Origin of the sequence: Bifidobacterium moukalabense DSM 27321, from assembly GCF_000522505.1 — a bacterium.
In the GTDB taxonomy this organism is placed as follows: domain Bacteria; phylum Actinomycetota; class Actinomycetes; order Actinomycetales; family Bifidobacteriaceae; genus Bifidobacterium; species Bifidobacterium moukalabense.
The window spans coordinates 323,420-339,332 of the sequence record NZ_AZMV01000002.1; the positions used below are offsets into that span (position 1 = coordinate 323,420).

14 protein-coding genes are annotated in these 15,913 nt (G+C 61.6%); 5 read left to right on the forward strand and 9 right to left on the reverse strand.

What is annotated here, in order from left to right; all coding sequences use genetic code 11:
- Nucleotides 1-53: 53 nt before the first annotated feature.
- Nucleotides 54-1,064, reverse strand: a complete 1,011-nt coding sequence (locus tag BMOU_RS03335) for an HhH-GPD family protein (RefSeq protein WP_371851403.1) — start codon at nt 1,062-1,064, stop codon at nt 54-56.
- 59 nt (nt 1,065-1,123) lie between these two features.
- Between BMOU_RS03335 and BMOU_RS03340 the strand changes: the two genes are divergently transcribed.
- Entirely contained in the window at nt 1,124-1,798 is a 675-nt protein-coding gene (locus tag BMOU_RS03340; protein WP_081738471.1) for a tRNA (cytidine(34)-2'-O)-methyltransferase, read from the forward strand.
- A gap of 56 nt (nt 1,799-1,854) precedes the next feature.
- On the opposite strand, the gene BMOU_RS03345 is transcribed toward BMOU_RS03340, so the two are convergent.
- The 4 genes from BMOU_RS03345 to BMOU_RS03360 all read right to left on the reverse strand — a co-directional run bounded on the left by BMOU_RS03345 (nt 1,855) and on the right by BMOU_RS03360 (nt 6,572).
- Complete coding sequence (locus BMOU_RS03345) at nt 1,855-3,219, reverse strand: PFL family protein (protein ID WP_034874856.1); 1,365 nt, start codon at nt 3,217-3,219, stop codon at nt 1,855-1,857.
- A 22-nt stretch (nt 3,220-3,241) separates the two neighbouring features.
- Nucleotides 3,242-3,514, reverse strand: a complete 273-nt coding sequence (locus BMOU_RS03350) for an ACT domain-containing protein (RefSeq protein WP_034874858.1) — start codon at nt 3,512-3,514, stop codon at nt 3,242-3,244.
- A 147-nt stretch (nt 3,515-3,661) separates the two neighbouring features.
- The gene (locus tag BMOU_RS03355; RefSeq protein ID WP_034874860.1) at nt 3,662-5,125 is read right to left on the reverse strand and encodes an MFS transporter; all 1,464 of its coding nucleotides are present in this window, start codon (nt 5,123-5,125) and stop codon (nt 3,662-3,664) included.
- Between the two features lie 205 nt (nt 5,126-5,330).
- A complete protein-coding gene (locus BMOU_RS03360; protein WP_034874861.1) occupies nt 5,331-6,572 on the reverse strand; it encodes an ROK family protein in 1,242 nt (413 codons plus the stop codon).
- Between the two features lie 198 nt (nt 6,573-6,770).
- Between BMOU_RS03360 and alsE the strand changes: the two genes are divergently transcribed.
- The 3 genes from alsE to BMOU_RS03375 all read left to right on the forward strand — a co-directional run bounded on the left by alsE (nt 6,771) and on the right by BMOU_RS03375 (nt 9,928).
- Nucleotides 6,771-7,469 carry a D-allulose 6-phosphate 3-epimerase gene (alsE, locus tag BMOU_RS03365; RefSeq protein WP_034874863.1) on the forward strand — a complete coding sequence of 233 codons (699 nt, stop codon included), beginning with the start codon at nt 6,771-6,773 and terminating at the stop codon, nt 7,467-7,469.
- 156 nt (nt 7,470-7,625) lie between these two features.
- The gene (gene alsK, locus BMOU_RS03370; protein WP_034874865.1) at nt 7,626-8,615 is read left to right on the forward strand and encodes an allose kinase; all 990 of its coding nucleotides are present in this window, start codon (nt 7,626-7,628) and stop codon (nt 8,613-8,615) included.
- Between the two features lie 131 nt (nt 8,616-8,746).
- Nucleotides 8,747-9,928 carry an MFS transporter gene (locus BMOU_RS03375; RefSeq protein WP_034874866.1) on the forward strand — a complete coding sequence of 394 codons (1,182 nt, stop codon included), beginning with the start codon at nt 8,747-8,749 and terminating at the stop codon, nt 9,926-9,928.
- Between the two features lie 289 nt (nt 9,929-10,217).
- Here the strand turns inward: BMOU_RS03375 and galK are convergent, their stop codons facing one another.
- The 4 genes from galK to BMOU_RS03395 all read right to left on the reverse strand — a co-directional run bounded on the left by galK (nt 10,218) and on the right by BMOU_RS03395 (nt 14,512).
- Nucleotides 10,218-11,468: a galactokinase gene (galK, locus tag BMOU_RS03380; protein WP_034874869.1), complete on the reverse strand. Its 1,251-nt coding sequence runs from the start codon at nt 11,466-11,468 to the stop codon at nt 10,218-10,220.
- Nucleotides 11,469-11,500: 32 nt separating this feature from the next.
- A complete protein-coding gene (gene galT / locus BMOU_RS03385) occupies nt 11,501-12,751 on the reverse strand; it encodes a galactose-1-phosphate uridylyltransferase (protein WP_034874872.1) in 1,251 nt (416 codons plus the stop codon).
- 5 nt (nt 12,752-12,756) lie between these two features.
- Nucleotides 12,757-13,560 (reverse strand): DeoR/GlpR family DNA-binding transcription regulator, encoded by an 804-nt coding sequence (locus BMOU_RS03390; protein WP_034874874.1) that lies wholly within the window; start codon nt 13,558-13,560, stop codon nt 12,757-12,759.
- 217 nt (nt 13,561-13,777) lie between these two features.
- On the reverse strand, nt 13,778-14,512 hold the full coding sequence (locus BMOU_RS03395; RefSeq protein WP_034874875.1) for a polyprenol monophosphomannose synthase: 735 nt from the start codon (nt 14,510-14,512) through the stop codon (nt 13,778-13,780).
- A 252-nt stretch (nt 14,513-14,764) separates the two neighbouring features.
- On the opposite strand from BMOU_RS03395, the gene BMOU_RS03400 reads away from it, so the two are divergent.
- Nucleotides 14,765-15,913, forward strand: coding sequence for a quinone-dependent dihydroorotate dehydrogenase (locus BMOU_RS03400; RefSeq protein ID WP_034874877.1), 1,149 nt, complete (start codon nt 14,765-14,767; stop codon nt 15,911-15,913).

A 15,913-nucleotide genomic window follows, 5' to 3' on the forward strand; every position in this document is an offset into this window, starting at 1 on the left:
TTGCCCATGTTCGGGTACGCGGGCCCGCGTCTCACCCCAGCCGTCCGTAGCGGTCAGCCGGGCAGTCGTACGCTGCCGTCCGGCAGCATGTCGATCAGACCATCGTCGTCAAGCGATGCGATGCATCTGTCAAGCTGGATATGGTCGTTCCACAGTCGTTCGAGATCCTCACGACCGACTGCGCTCCGCCCTTCCGGCAGCCCCCGCAGCGCGTTCAGCACCAGACCGCGTACCTGACGGTCGGTGCCTTGGAACCGTTGGCGGGGGCGCGTGCGCCGCTCCCCCAGCCCCGGACGTCCGTTGGCGAGAAACGCACATTCGGCGGAAACCGGGCACTGTTCGCACAGTGGGCTTTTCGCCGTGCAGATCACCGCACCCAATTCCATGACGCTCTGATTCCACATCACGGACGGCCGGTCGAATCCGCGGCATCCCGCAACAGGATCCTCGGGCAGCACCTTGTTCGCCAGCGCGCGTTCGGCGGGACTCGCCGCCCCTCCTCTCGACTCGGTTCCGAGGAACACGCGCGAGAGCACACGCCGGATGTTGGTGTCGATCACGGCGATCCGTTCACCGTAGGCAAAGCTCATCACCGCGCTGGCCGTGTAATCGCCGATTCCGGGCAGGGCGGTCAGTTCATCGTAGGTATGCGGCAGATCGTCATGGTAATCGTTCGCCACCACCCGTGCGCACTCCTGCAGCCGCAAGGCCCTGCGTGGATAGCCGAGACGGCCCCAGGCGGTGATCACATCGGCCTTGGGCGCGTCCGCAAGCGCGGCCGCATCCGGCCACCGTTCCATCCATGCCTGCCAATACGGCACGACGCGGCTCATCTGGGTCTGCTGGCTCATCACTTCGGAGACGAGCACGCCCCATGGCGTGGTCCGTCCGAATCGCCACGGCAGATCACGGGCGGATTCCCTCCACCATTCGGCAAGCGAGCCGGCCACCACGCCGGCGTCATCGGAATGCTCGGCATCCGCCCCGTACTCACGCCCGGGGGTGCGCTCCGAGGAATCCCGCAGTATGGTCCGGCCCTTCGGGCCACACCCGCCTCCCGACATGGAGGGCACGGCTTCAGCTGAGGTATTGGTGTCGTTCATCGTTTCTATTCTTAGCATTTATGACGAATGAAGAGCATGCCCTTGGGGCTCAGGGCACAGAAGCCGCACAGAACGCGGAAGCCAAAGTCGAGAAGATGTTCGAATACGGCTATCGTAAGTCGAATTACGGTCCGGATGAGCTGGTGACCGACGCGCACGGCAATCCGATTTCCGTGGTCGACGCGATGCTGTCGGCCGAGGATGCGGCCAAGGCCGAAACCGCCACGCCGCACCTGTGCTACTACTCCCCCCGCATTCCGGGCAATACCGGTTCCGCGATCCGCCTGTGTGCGGTGACCGGTACGATTCTGCACCTGGTGGAACCACTTGGCTTCAACCTTCGTGATACGAAACTGCGCCGTGCCGGCCTTGACTACCATGACATGGCGCATGTGGTGCTGCATCCGGATTTCGACGATCTGGCGCGGTCCATGCCGAATTCACGCATCATCGCATTCACCGCGCACGCCACCAAGCTGTATACGGAGATCGAATACAAGCCGACTGACATTCTGCTGTTCGGTCCGGAACCAGGCGACATTCCCGATCCGATGGACATCATGGCAGGTCCGCACGTGGCCGAACAGGTTCGCCTGCCGATGCGTCCGAGCCTGAGATCCCTCAATCTGACGAACTGCGCCTCCATCGCCATCTATGAGGCCTGGCGTCAGCTCAATTTCGCCGGCGGGGCGTGACGCGAAGAGCCCGGCCTTTTCCGAAAAGGAAAGGCCGGGCTCTTCGTAACGGGAGCCTAGTTCTTGAAGGAGTGGATCGGCGCGGGAATCCGGCCGCCACGGGTCACGAACGCCTCGCAGCTGGTCTGGTTCACCGGAATGATCGGCGCATAGCCCATCAGACCGCCGAAGTTGGCCATCTCGCCGACTCCCTTGCCTTCGACCGGAATCACGCGCACGGCGGTGGTCTTCTGATTGACCATGCCGATGGCGGCTTCGTCGGCGATGATGCCGGAAATCGTCGAAGCGGTGGTGTCGCCCGGAATGGCGATCATGTCGAGGCCGACCGAGCACACGCAGGTCATGGCTTCAAGCTTTTCGATCTTCAGGCAGCCGTTGGACGCCGCGTCGATCATGTTCCTGTCTTCCGAAACCGGAATGAACGCGCCGGACAGGCCGCCGACATAGGAGGACGCCATGATGCCGCCCTTCTTCACCTGGTCGTTGAGCATGGCAAGCGCCGCGGTGGTGCCCGGTGCGCCGACCTGCTCCAGACCGATCTTCTCGAGCACCTCACCGACGGAATCGCCCACGGCCGGAGTCGGTGCGAGCGACAGGTCGATGATGCCGAACGGCACGCCGAGTCGACGGGACGCCTCCTGCGCCACCAGCTGGCCGACGCGTGTGATCTTGAACGCGGTGCGCTTGATGGTTTCGCACAGGAATTCGAAATCCCTGCCCTTGGCTTCGTCGAGCGCACGGGAGACCACGCCCGGACCGGAAACGCCGACGTTGATGACGGCGTCGCCTTCGGTCACGCCGTGGAAGCCGCCCGCCATGAACGGGTTGTCGTCGGGCGCGTTGCAGAACGCCACGAATTTCACGCAGCCGTAGGAGTCGTTGTCGGCGGTGGCGTGCGCGATGTCCTTGATGATGTGGCCGAGCAGTTCGACGGAATTCATGTCGATGCCGGTCTTGGTGGAGCCCACGTTCACGGAGGAGCACACGATGTCGGTTTCGGAGAGTGCCTGCGGCAGCGAACGGATGAGCAGTTCCTCGGCCGGGGTCATCGACTTGGATACGAGCGCGGAGTAGCCGCCGATCAGGTCGACGCCGACCTTCTTGGCCGCGCGGTCCAGCGCGTGCGCGATCTTGACGAAGTCTTCGGAGCTCTTGCAGGAGCTGGCGCCGACCAGGGAGATCGGGGTGACGGTGATGCGCTTGTTGACGATCGGGATGCCGTAGTCGCGTTCGATGGCCTGGCCGGTCGGCACGAGGTCCTTGGCATACGTGGTGATCTTGGTGTAGACGTTCTCGCAGACCTCATCGACGCTGTCGGCGGCGCAGTCGAGCAGGCTGATGCCCATGGTGATGGTGCGCACGTCGAGCTTCTCCTGCTCGATCATCTGGTTGGTCTCGTGGACCTCCATGATATTCAGCATTGGTGTATCCTTTTCTCCCCTATCAGACGCGGTGCATCTTGGTGAAGATCTCTTCGCGCTGGCAGCGGATGCGCACGCCGATCTCGTCGCCGAGCTTTTCGAGGTCGTCCACAACTTCGCCGAATTCCTTGTCGGCGTTGGAATAGTCGACAATCATCATCATGTTGAAGAAACCGTCGATGATGGTCTGAGAGATGTCGAGCACGTTGACCTGGTGCGCGGACAGGTAGGTGCAGACGCGTGCGATGATGCCGACAGTGTCCTGGCCGACGACGGTGATGATTGCCTTGTTCATGGAACTCCCTAAACGTTAGGTGCGAATATCCAGCTGCCGTCTCGGCGAATGCCGGACGTGACCCCAAGTATAGGAAGGGCACGTGCCAAAACACGTGCCTTCCGTGCGATTCGCATTACATATTGAGACGGTTCGTTCCGCCGCCCGCTACGCCGATCGCGCCGGATCCCGGCGTGCGCGATCCCTGCCGTCCCTCAGGAAGAAGGCGAACACGAGCACGACGACGATCAGCGCCAGGCCGAACACGTAGCCGTAGCGGGAACCGGCCACGAAGCCCTCCGCCTCGCTTGCACCGGAGCCCATGCCGAGCAGGCAGGTGGCGATGGATGTGCCGATCGCGCCGAACACCTGCTGCATGGTGTTCAAAATCGTGGAACCGTCGGCGGCAAGCTCGCGCGGCAGGCCCTTCAGTGCGGCGGACTGCGCGGACTGCTGCATGAGCGGAATGCCGATCATGAACACCACATGCGCCAGGATGAAGAACGCCGGTGCCGTGGTGACGCCGATCGTAAGGAACAGCAGGGAACCGACGATGCCGATGATCGCACCGGCAAGCACCAGCGGGCGTGCGCCGACGCGGTCATACCAACGGCCGGTCAGGAACGAGCACACCGCATTGACCACACCGCCGGCGAGCATCAGCATGCCGGCCACGGAAGTGCTCAAGCCCAGGCCACGCTGCAGCTCCTGCGGCGCAAGATACATGATCGCCAGCGTGCAGGCGAACGAGCAGGTGACCATCAGGGCCGGCGTGCGGAACGAGGCGATGCCGAGCGCGCGCAGATCCAGCACCGGGTTGGGGATGTGCAGCTGCCGGTATGCGTAGCACGCGACGACCAGCACGCCGATCGCCAGCAGCGCCACGACCAGCGGTGAGAATCCCATGTCGGCGACGAGGCTCACACCGGCCACGAGGCAGCCGAATCCGATCACTGACGCAAGCACCGACAAGGCGTCGACCTTCGGACGGGTGGTTTCGATCGGCGTGACGAACGTGGCCGCGGTGCAGGCGATGGCGACCATGGAGACTATGGCGAACAGCATGAAGATCGCACGCCAGGAGAATGCGCCGATGATCAGACCCGCCAAGGTCGGGCCGATCACCGGGGCGAACATGATCACGAGACCGGCCACACCATTGGCGGCACCGATCTTCCGCGGAGGGAACACGCGCATGATGGCCGCATACATGGTCGGCAGCACGATGCCGGTGCCGATGCCCTGGATGATTCGGCCGGCAAGCACCAGCGCGAACACCGGCGCCACGGCGGAAAGCACGGAACCGACGAGGAAGCAGGCGAGCGCGACCAGCACGAGGGTCTTCGCCCTGACCCACTTGAGCAGGAATCCCACGCATGGCAGCACGATGCCGATGGCGAGCATGTAGCCGACGACCATCCACTGTGCGCTGCCGGTGGTGATGCCGAACGTGTCGCACAGGTCCGGCAGTGCGATGTTCATGGACGTTTCGGACAGCATGCCCAGAAATGCGCCGACATATAGGCCGAGCATCACCTTATGCGGGTGTGCGAAACGTTCGTTTTCCTGCGGTTGCGCATGCAGTGCGATTCCCTGCGGTTGCATGACGACCTGCGATTGCTGCGTTGCCATTGCTTCGGACAACGTCTTTCCTCTCTCGACGGCAATAGGTTGCTTGGGGTTTCCTGATTTCAGGCCCCCTGCCCGTTTTCGGGCACAAAAAAAACGCATGGCCAGACCATATTCATTCGGCCAGGCCATGCGGTTATGCAAACAGCCGTCAAGCTAGCATGAATCATCATCCTTCGTAAGTTCGCCCGGCGTGTCGGCTACGCGTTCACTCGTTGTACAGCCGTTCCGGCGAGAGGGTCTCCTGTGTGGCGAGCACGACGCCGCCGGCCAGGCCGGCAAGGCGTCCGAGCGGGCTGCGTCCGATGCTCAGATTGCGTGTGGTCAGTGGGCGGGCGGTCTTATATACGGTGGTACGGATGGCGGTGAGCAGCTCGTCGCTTGCCTCTGCGATGAGTCCACTGACGATGATGTGCCTCGGATTGAGGATATTGCACAGCGTCGCCACCATGACGCCGATCGATTCGCCTGCCTCGCGCACCGCCTGTTCGGCACCGAGATTACCGTCACGAAGCCGTTCGATGAGCTGCTCCACGCCGGCCGGCTCGTCGGCGGTGGGCGAAAGCTCCTGCATGCGGCGCAGCATGGCCGGCACGGACGCCTGCGCTTCCAGACATCCCACCTGCCCGCAGGCGCAACGCTTGCGGTTACGCGGATCATATGACGTATGTCCGATTTCGCCGGCCGATCCGTCGAAGCCATGGAAGATACGCCCGTCCTTGATGATGATGCCTCCACCGATGCCGGTGCCGATCTTCACCTCGATGATAGGCCTTTCGTCTTCGGGCAGTATGGCTGCGTCGCCCAGCGCGCGGATGTTGGTGTCGTTCTCCACGCTGACCGGGCATCCGAGCGCGTCCTGCATGTGCCGGACCGCGTCGAATGCATCCCAGCCGGGCATGATTGGCGGACGGATCGGCGCATCCTCGCGAATGTCGATGCGCGCGGGCAACGACAATGCGGCATGCCGCAACGGTAGGTCGGCATGCACCGCCGACGCCATGCGCCACAACTGCTCGCTCACCCAGGCCAGAAAGTCCTCCGGAGCGTAGTCGGCTATCGAAATCACATGCCACTCGTGTGCGAGCAGCTGCATGTTCATGTCGGCGATGCCGAGCATGGTGTGCCGCGCACCCACGTCGGCCACGGCGATCAGGCCGAGCCGGTCGTCGATCATCAGCCGTTCCGCGGGGCGTCCACGGTCCACGGCGATCACGCCGGAAATCGTCAGCACTCCCCTGCGCAGCATTCCATCCACGCATGACGACACCGTCGATCGCGCCAGACCGGTCTCACGCACCAGCTCGGCCTTGCTGTTCGCCTTGCCGGAGGCGACCAGCAACGCGACTTCGCTCGGCAGCTCGCTGCCGGTGACCGCCAACGTCCACGGCCGGTCCGGCAAGGTGAAACGCCACTGGTTTTTCGCGGACGGTATCGCAGACTGCTTCATCGCAATCCTTTCAAGAATCGTTGGAATTTCAATGTTTTTATATATGACAGATTAATGTCGGATTACGACATAAATCTGTCGTTGAGCCGCATTAATCGAAACCGTATCTTGGGAATCACCTTAAGGAAAACGGCGAAAGCGCAGCAGCTTCCCCGTGTTGGTACCGACGAAGACAGCCATCATAAGAAAGGACCCGATATGGAAACCCCAAAGTTTGCGGTCTCGCTGATGTGCATGGACTTCTCCATCGCCGGCGAGCAGGTAAGCACGCTGAGCCAGCATGCCGATTCCCTTCACCTTGACATCATGGACGGCCACTTCGCGCCGAACCTCTCCCTGAGCCCGGAATGGCTCAAGTGGGTGCTGCCGCACAGCTCCGTACGCAACGAGGCGCATCTGATGACCACCGACCCCGACTATTGGCTGGAACCGCTCGCCCAGGTCGGCGTGAACGTGATCTCGCCGCATGTCGAAACACTGAACACGCACGCCTTCCGCACCATGAACTCGATTCGCGCACTCGGCTGCGGCACCGGCCTCGTGGTGAACCCGCTGACCACCTTCGATTCGATTCTGCCGCTGATCGAACGCGTCGACCTGCTTACGCTGATGACCATCGACGTCGGATTCGCCGGCCAGCCGTTCATCGACGAGATGCTCGCCAAGATCGAGCGGGCCGCCAAATACAAGTCCGACCATGGTCTCGACTACGAGATCCAGATCGACGGCTCCTGCAGCGAAAAGACGTTTGCCAAGCTGCGCAACGCCGGTGCGGAAACGTTCATCCTGGGCAATTCCGGCCTGTTCTCGCTCGACCGCGACCTCGACAAGGCCTGGGCCAAGATGCGCGCCAATTACGAACGCACCACCGGCGAGACGCTGCCGGCCGAAGACTGATCCAGCCCGCGGCAACCGCCTTCATCATCACTTGGCGCGGGATCGCTCCCTCTCCTTCATACCTTTCATCCAAACCAGGAACGGTTCCGCGTCACCCTCGACCACAGCAATACCACAGCACAATCACAGCAATCCTTCTCTTGCAATGGAGCAATCATGAACAACAATGCAACCCCCGCAACCGCAATCGCCAACAACGAACCGATCGTCGCCACCGCCGACAGTCCGGTCAATTCCGCCACGCTGAAGACCCCGGTCGTGCTTGGCATCGACATCGGCGGCACCAATCTGCGCGTCGGTCTGGTCGACGCCCTCGGCGCACTCGTCGACTCCCGTCGCGTCAGTTCGCAGGAGGCCCTGAGCGGCGAGGACCCGATGACCAAACTCGCCGACTATCTCGAAGGCTATCTTGCCGAGATGCTCGACGGCAAATACGAGCTGAAGGCGATTTCCGTCGGCTTCCCGTCCGTCGTCGACGCCACCCGCACCGTGGTGCTGCAGACCACGTTCATTCCGGGACTGAACAACGTGAACGTGCCGGAACGCCTGAGCCGCTTCGGTGTGCCGGTGTTCATCGACCGCGACGTGAACATGATCATCCGCTACGACGCGAAACGCCTGAACCTGCAGAATCTTGAAGGCGTGACCTTCGGCTGCTACGTCGGCACCGGCATCGGCTGCGCGCTGGCGGTGGACGGCAAGATCCTGGTCGGACTGCACGGCGTGGCCGGCGAACTCGGCCATATCTACGAGGCGACCGGCAGAACCTGCGGATGCGGGTTGGAGGGCTGCTCCGAAACGGCCGCCTCCGGCAACGCCCTGGTACGCGAGCTCGAAGCGCACCATCCGGGAGCCTCCATCGACGATGCGTTCAGCGAGTACGGCGACGAGCCGTTCATCGACGACTGGCTGGAACATCTCGCCTGGACCTTCTCGACCGTCATCAACCTGCTCGACCCGGCGAAAATCATCATCGGCGGCGGCGTGACGCAGATGAAGGGCTTCCCCAAGCAGCGTCTCGAGGAGAAGATCAAGCGCATGTCCCGCAAGCCGTATCCGGCCGAGGATCTGCCGATCGTCTACACCATCCCCGGCAAGTACGACGGCGTGATCGGCGCGGCCCTGTGTGCGCTCGAACAGATCTGACGCCCCTCCATTCTTCCGGACGGAACCCGTTTCAACCTTTCTTACGGGTTTCGTCCGGGCATAATAATCACAGACGATCACCAAACCGACCAAACCAAACAGAACAGAACACCCTGTTGTAAGGACGCAACATGACCAACGCACCCTCCCCCACCCGCAGTGGCTACGGTCCACTGATGAAATTCTCCCTGCTTTCCATCTCGCTGCTGCTCACCTCGGCGAACGCGATCTCCGGCGTGATGCCGGCACTCATCAAGCAGTTCCCCGACCAGCCGCGCGCCAACGTCGAACTGTTGAGCACCGTACCCTCATTCTCGATGATCATCATGATCATCGTCTCAGGATTCATCGCCCGTAAAATCGGCGATAAGGCCACCGTGACCGCAGGTCTTGTCATCGCGGCCGTCTTCGGCGTCATCCCCTTCTTCTTCACCGGTAATTTCTGGGTGATCATGGGTTCGCGCATCGGTCTCGGCGTGGGATTCGGCCTGATCAACTCGTTGGCCGTCTCCATGATCGCCAAATTCTTTTCCGGCGATGAGAAGGCCACGCTGATGGGTTTCCGCTCCGCGTTCGAATCGCTCGGCCAGTCACTGATGACGCTCGCCGCGGGATATCTGGTATTGCTCAGCTGGAACAGCTCGTTCCTCGTCTACTTCCTCGCCGTGCCGATTCTGATCCTGTTCGTACTCTTCGTTCCGAAGGAGCCGAACACGCCGGCAGCCGACGATTCCGCGAACGCCGAGGCAGGCAACGCCAAGCAGTCGGTGAACGGCCCGATCCTGCTAATCACCGTCTTCCTGATTGCAGCCGTGACCATGTATATCGGCCTGACCACGCGCCTGTCCTCCGTTGTGACCGACTCCGGCTTCGGCACGATGCAGCAGGCCTCCACACTGCTAAGCGTCATGACCATCGGCGGCATGCTCATGGGCGTCGCCTTCGGCTTCATCAATAAGGTTCTGAAGGCCCAGACCCTGACCGTCGGCCTCGCGGCGCTTGCCGCCGGCTCGCTGGTGATCTACTTCGCGCCGAATTTCGTGGTGCTGTGCGTGGGCGCGATGATCGCGGGCGTCTCCTACCCGACCATGATTTCGTACACCTTCAACCAGATTTCCGAAGTCTGCCCGAAGGGTTCGGATACGCTGTGCACATCGGTGGTGCTGGTCGGCTGCAATCTCGGCGCCTTCACCGCCCCATACACGCTGAGGCTGGTCGGCGGCTCCGCCTTGAGCCAACCGTATCTGGTGTACGGCATCGTACTGCTGGTCATCGCCGCCGCCTACGCCGCCTATCATCTGATCCGCAAATAACCGCGGCTGACCGTTCATGCACGATTCCCGAAAACCTGGCTTTTCGGGAATCGTGCATTTTGCCATCCCCACCAGAAGCACACCCATGGCTTCAAGTAAGGATGAATCCACCTCTAGGGGGTATTTAATTAGGATTCTCATTACAAATCAATGAGATCCCACCTAAGAAATCGCGCACGATTCTCCAAAAAATACATCTTGGAGAATCGTGCGCGACTGTATCTCACCTTTTCACCTAGGGTTGCCCTGATGATGGCACCCATCGAAGCACCCCCATGCGATCATGGCTTCAGATTTCGCGGCTCGCGGCGGCTGCGGCGAATGCCGGCAGGGCACGTGGGGCGTTGAAGCCCTTGGACTCGAATTCATCGGCGATCTTCTGGGCGATCTCATGGCCCTGGCCCTTGTCGACCAACGCGATGATGGAGCCGCCGAAGCCGCCGCCGGTCATGCGGGCGCCGTACGCGCCATTGGCACGGGCCACATCCACGGCGGTATCGAGTTCCGGCACGGTGACCTCGTAATCGTCGCGCAATGAGTCATGCGAGGCGTTGAACAGATCGCCGGCGGTCTTGATGTCGCCCGCGGCGAAGGCATCCACGAACCGGTCCACACGTCCGATTTCGGTGACGACGTGGCGCACGCGCTTCTTCATGGTCTCGTCTTCCAGCCTGTCAAGCACGTCCGCAAGCGCGGCGGCCGGATCGGCGGAGGCCGCAACGGCTTCGGCGGTGACGCGCAGGTTGGCGACGCCGAGTATCCCAGCGGCCTTCTCGCAGGTGGAGCGGCGCTGCGCGTACTGGCCGTCGTTGAGCTGATGCGGGGCGCGGGTGTCGAGCACCAGCAGTTCCAGGCCATACTTGTCGAGATCGAATTCCTTCGGCTCGACGCTTTCCACAGCGGACAGGCCCGGCTTGCAATCGAGTCGGATCGCGTGGCCGAGCGAGCAACGCATGGAGGCGTTCTGGTCAAGGCCGCCGGTGGAGGCACCCGCCATGTCGTTCTCGGACTTGATGGCGGCGTTGATCAGGGTCACGCGGCCGGCGTCGCTGGAACCATAGCCCAACCCGTACACGTCGTCAAGCGCGAGCGCGGTGGAGCAGGTCATGGCGGCCGAGGAGCTCAGTCCCGAGCCCAGCGGCACGCAGGATGAGAAGGCTGCGTCGAAGCCTTTCACGGCGTCGAAGCCGGATTCGCGCAATGCCCAGGCCACGCCCACCGGATAGGCGGCCCATCCTTCCACGCCACCGGCGGTCAGGCCGTCGAGGTCCGCTTCGGTCACGGCATCCGGCGCCACATCGGAGACCACGTGTACTTTCGTGTCTTCGCGCGGTTTCAACGCGATGAACGTACGATGCGGCAGCGCGATCGGCAGGCATAGGCCCGCGTTGTAGTCGGTGTGCTCGCCGATCAGGTTCACACGCCCCGGAGCGGCCCATACGCCGGCCGGTTCCTCTCCATAGGTGGCCTTAAACAGATCGACGGCGATCTTCACGCCCTCGTCATGCGAGAGCGGCTCAATGAATTCAACATCAGTCATTGGTGTTTCCTTTATGTTCGTATTGACCCCGGTCAGCCTTCGATGTCGATCGGTCCGAGCTCGTGGAATCGCTTGGCGATGAGTTCCGGAGTGGTGTCGGAGACCCATGCGGCCATGCCGGATTCGGATCCCGCCAGATACTTGATCTTGTTCGCGGCGCGGCGGAAGGAGAAGAATTGTAGGTTAAGGCGGTAGTTTTCACGGCGTGCGTCGTGGATCGGAGCCTGATGCCATGCGGCGATGTACGGCAGATCCATGCCCTTGCCGTCACCTTTGTCGAAGAACGCGTTGCCGCGCTTCAGCAGGGTGGAGTACATCACGGCGAGGTCCCAGCGTTCCTGATCGTTGAGCTCGTCGAGGGTGAGCACGTCGCGTACCGGGGCCACATGCACCTCGAGCGGCCAGCGGGCGGCGGCCGGCACGTAGGCGACCCAGCTGTGGTTGCGCATCACGATGCGCTCCCCGGCTTCGATTTCGGCGTTCATGAGATCCTTGAGCAGATTGCCGCCGGTGTTCTCGTGATAGGCTTCGGTATGCTGCAGTTCGGTTTCCATCTTCGGTGCGATGAATGGGTAGCAGTAGACTTGGCCGTGCGGATGGGCCAGGGAGACGCCGATTTCCTGTCCGTGGTTCTCGAACGGGAAGATCTGCTCGATGCCGTCGATCTTGGAGATTTCGGCGGTGCGGAAGGCCCATGCCTCCACAACCGTGCGCAGGCGGGAGACCGGCAGATCGGCCGGCAGGCCATTCTCGTCCGGATCGAAGCAGATCACTTCGCAGCGGCCTGCGGCGAGCTTCTTCTCCCACAGCGGGTTGCCGTCGACGTATTCCACGGCTTCGGAACGGCCCGGAACACGTACCATCGACGGGAAACGGTTTTCGAACACGACCACGTTGTAGTCGGTGTCGGGCACTTCGCCGTCCTGATACGGATCGCCCGGCTTGCGTGCGGCCAGCGGGTTGCCCTTGGCGGTGGCGCCGGGTCCGGCGGTGATCGGGCGGTTCATGCGCGCGGTCGCCATCGGAATCCAGTCGCCGGTCAGCGGGTCGCGACGCATTTCCGGAGCGGCGTACGGCACTTCCTCGCCGGCCGCATTGAGCTGGTTGGAGAAGCGGTAGGCCAGTTGACGCGGATCGTTCAGCTCGCGGGTCTTGGCTCCGGAGACGTATTCCGGATCGTCGTCGAGATAGAAGAAGTCACGGCCATCGGCAAGCGTGGTCGGGGTGATACGGATGTGTTCCTTCGCATATTCTCCAGGAGCATAGTTTGCGAATTCACTCATGGTGATTACTCACTTTCCTGCATCTGCTCGGTCTGGTGCGCCAGCACGAGCTCTTTAACCAAATCCCTTGTTTTCCCAACCGAATCGGGATCGAGTCCATCATCGGTAATGACCGTGTCAACCTGATCGAAGCGTGCGAACAGCGACAACGACGTGCAGCTCCACTTGGTGTGATCGGTCAAAATTATCGTCCGATCGGCAATGTCCATCAATGCCATATCGGTCGCGGCCTCAAGCGAGTTCGGCATGAGGAAGCCGCGTGGAATGGACACGGAATGCGTGCCCAGGAATACGGTGTTGACGCGCAGGGAGGCGACCACCTTGTCGGCGATCGGCCCTACCAGCGAGTTGGAACGGGTGGTCACGCCGCCGGTCACGATGACTTCCACGTCTTTCGATTCCAGCGCCTGCACCAGTTCCGCCACGGGAATGGAATTGGTCAGGATGGTGATTCCGGAGGATTGCTGCGATTCGAGCAGATGCTGCGCGAACACGTAGGCGGTGGTGCCGCCGCCGATGGCGATCACGTCACCGGGAGCCACGTATTTGATGGCTTCCTGCGCGATGGCGTCCTTAAGTCCGATGTCCATCTGCGACTTTACGGAGAACAGCGGCTCGCTCAGCAATGTGCTGGTGGTGACCGCGCCGCCGTGCACACGCTTGAGCAGGCCCTTGTCGGCCAAATCGGCGATATCACGGCGAATGGTCATGGCGGAGACGCCCAATTCCTTGGATAGCGCGGTAATACGAACCGCACCACGGGTGCGCAATCGGCTCAGTATCAGATGCTGACGTTGTGACGATATCATTCGAACATTATCGCACACGTTCACTCAAAATAAAAACTGGAATGAGCGTTTCGGGCGTTTTTCGCAGTAAAAACGTTAACCGATTACGGTCGAACCGCACAAAACCGCACGTGTCATCGCACGTATCACTTCCACCCTAACGCGTTGAACGCGGCGCAATTTCGCCATGCGGTCTTCACCGCGCATGTGGATCGGTGACCTGCCGATATCCCACGAATCACTTGCGGAGCAGTCTTCGCAGCCCCCAGACGGTGACGCGACGCATCGCTTCGACCACGATGGCATTGCTCATCTTCGACTTGCCCCGCACCCGATCCGGGAACACGATCGGCACTTCCACGATTCTTCCGCCGGCGGCCGCCACACGACGGGTCATGTCGATCTGGAACACATAGCCGTTCGCCTCGATCGCATCCAGGTCTAGGGCCCGCAACATCGACGCACGATAGGCGCGAAATCCAGCGGTCATATCACGGACGTCAATCCCCAGCATCGTTCGCGCATACCACGATCCGCCGCGCGAGATGAGATCACGGAACGCCGACCAGCCTTCCGTACGCCCGCCGTCCACGCGGCGCGAACCGATCACCAGGTCCGGTACGGCACCGGAGGTCCCGCCTGCGAGCGCGTCCAGCAATTTCGGCAGATCCTGCGGTCGATGCGAGCCATCCATGTCCATTTCGCAGATCACATCGAAACCTTGGTTCAGCGCCCATGCGAAGCCAGCCAGATAGGCCGGTCCGAGACCGTTCTTCCCGGCGCGGTGCAGCACATGGATGCGCGGATCCTCAATCGCCATTCGGTCGGCCAGCTCGCCGGTGCCATCGGGGGAACCGTCGTCGACGATCAGGATCTCAACCGACGGGCGGCATGCGAAGATCCCGCCGATGGTCGGACGCAGGTTCTCCAACTCGTTGTAGGTGGGCATCACCACGCAGGTTCGTTCCGTCATCGCCGCACCTCCTCACGCAACAATCCAACTCACCATATCATTCAAACCGTCGGTTCGGTACCGTTTCAACCCGAGAAGCGGCTTGGAATCAACCCAGAGCAACGTCCGGCCGTCCCCGGCCGTCGCCACGCCTCGGAAAGCAGTTGAAGACCAATCCGGAACGGCGCGAAAGCCACCATTCCATCACTCCGATCCGGCATTTATCCATCGCCGGTTGAAGATTCCTCCCCAACGGTGCGAAAATAGTGAACCATGGCATATGTTTCTGAAAATTTCTGGCACGACGCGGTGAACAAGGCCACCACGGACCTTTTCACCTTCGGATACAAGCACGTCATCAAGCCGTACTTCGTCTTCAACCACCAGCCCGATGTGGCGCACGATCAGATGATCGAATTCTGCAAGGTCACCAAGAACATTCCGCCGCTGATGTGGCTATGCCGCGAAATGCTCAACTATACCGACCCGGTGCTCGAAACGAACGTGATGGGCATCGACTTCGCCAATCCATTCGGTCTTTCCGCAGGTCTCGACAAGAACTGCGAGATGCCGGTGCTCATGGATAATGTCGGTTTCGGTTTCGAAACGGTCGGCTCCACCACCTCACGTCCTTGCCCTGGCAATGAAAAGCCGTGGTTCCACCGCCTGCCCGAATACGATTCGATGATGGTGCATGTCGGTCTTGCCAACGACGGTTCGGAGCAGGTGATCCCACGCGCCGAACATGCCTGGCATGATGCGAAGAGCATGCAGGTCTCGATTTCCATCGCCCGCACGAACGATGATAAGACCGGCGACCTTGACGAGGGCATCGAGGACTACTGCATTTCGATGCGCCGTGCGGCAGGCCGTTCCGCCATGGTGGAGGTGAACATCTCCTGCCCGAACACGATGGCCGGCGAACCGTTCAACGAAAGTCCCGAGGCACTCGACAGACTGTTCACCGAGCTCGACAGGATCGACCGTCCCCAGCCGACGCTCGTGAAGATGCCGTTGAACAAGAGCTGGGCCGAGTTCAGGGATCTGCTTGAGGTGCTTTCCGAACATAATGTGCAGGGACTGTCGATTGCGAACCTGCAGAAGGACCGCACCGGCATGGAGATTCCGCGCGACTGGGAGGGCGGCCTGTCCGGCTCCCCCTGCTATGCGGCCAGCAATGCGATGATCAGGCAGACCTATCGTGAGTACGGCGACCGTTTCGCCATCGCAGGCATCGGAGGCGTCTTCACGCCGAAGCAGGCTTACGAGAAGATTCGTTCCGGATCAAGCCTGGTCATGTTCATCAGCGCCCTGATGTATCGCGGGCCACAGCAGATCACCGTGTTGAAGCGCGGCCTTGCCGAGCTGCTCAAGCGTGACGGTTTCGATCACGTCAGCCAGGCCGTCGGCATCGATGCGTAG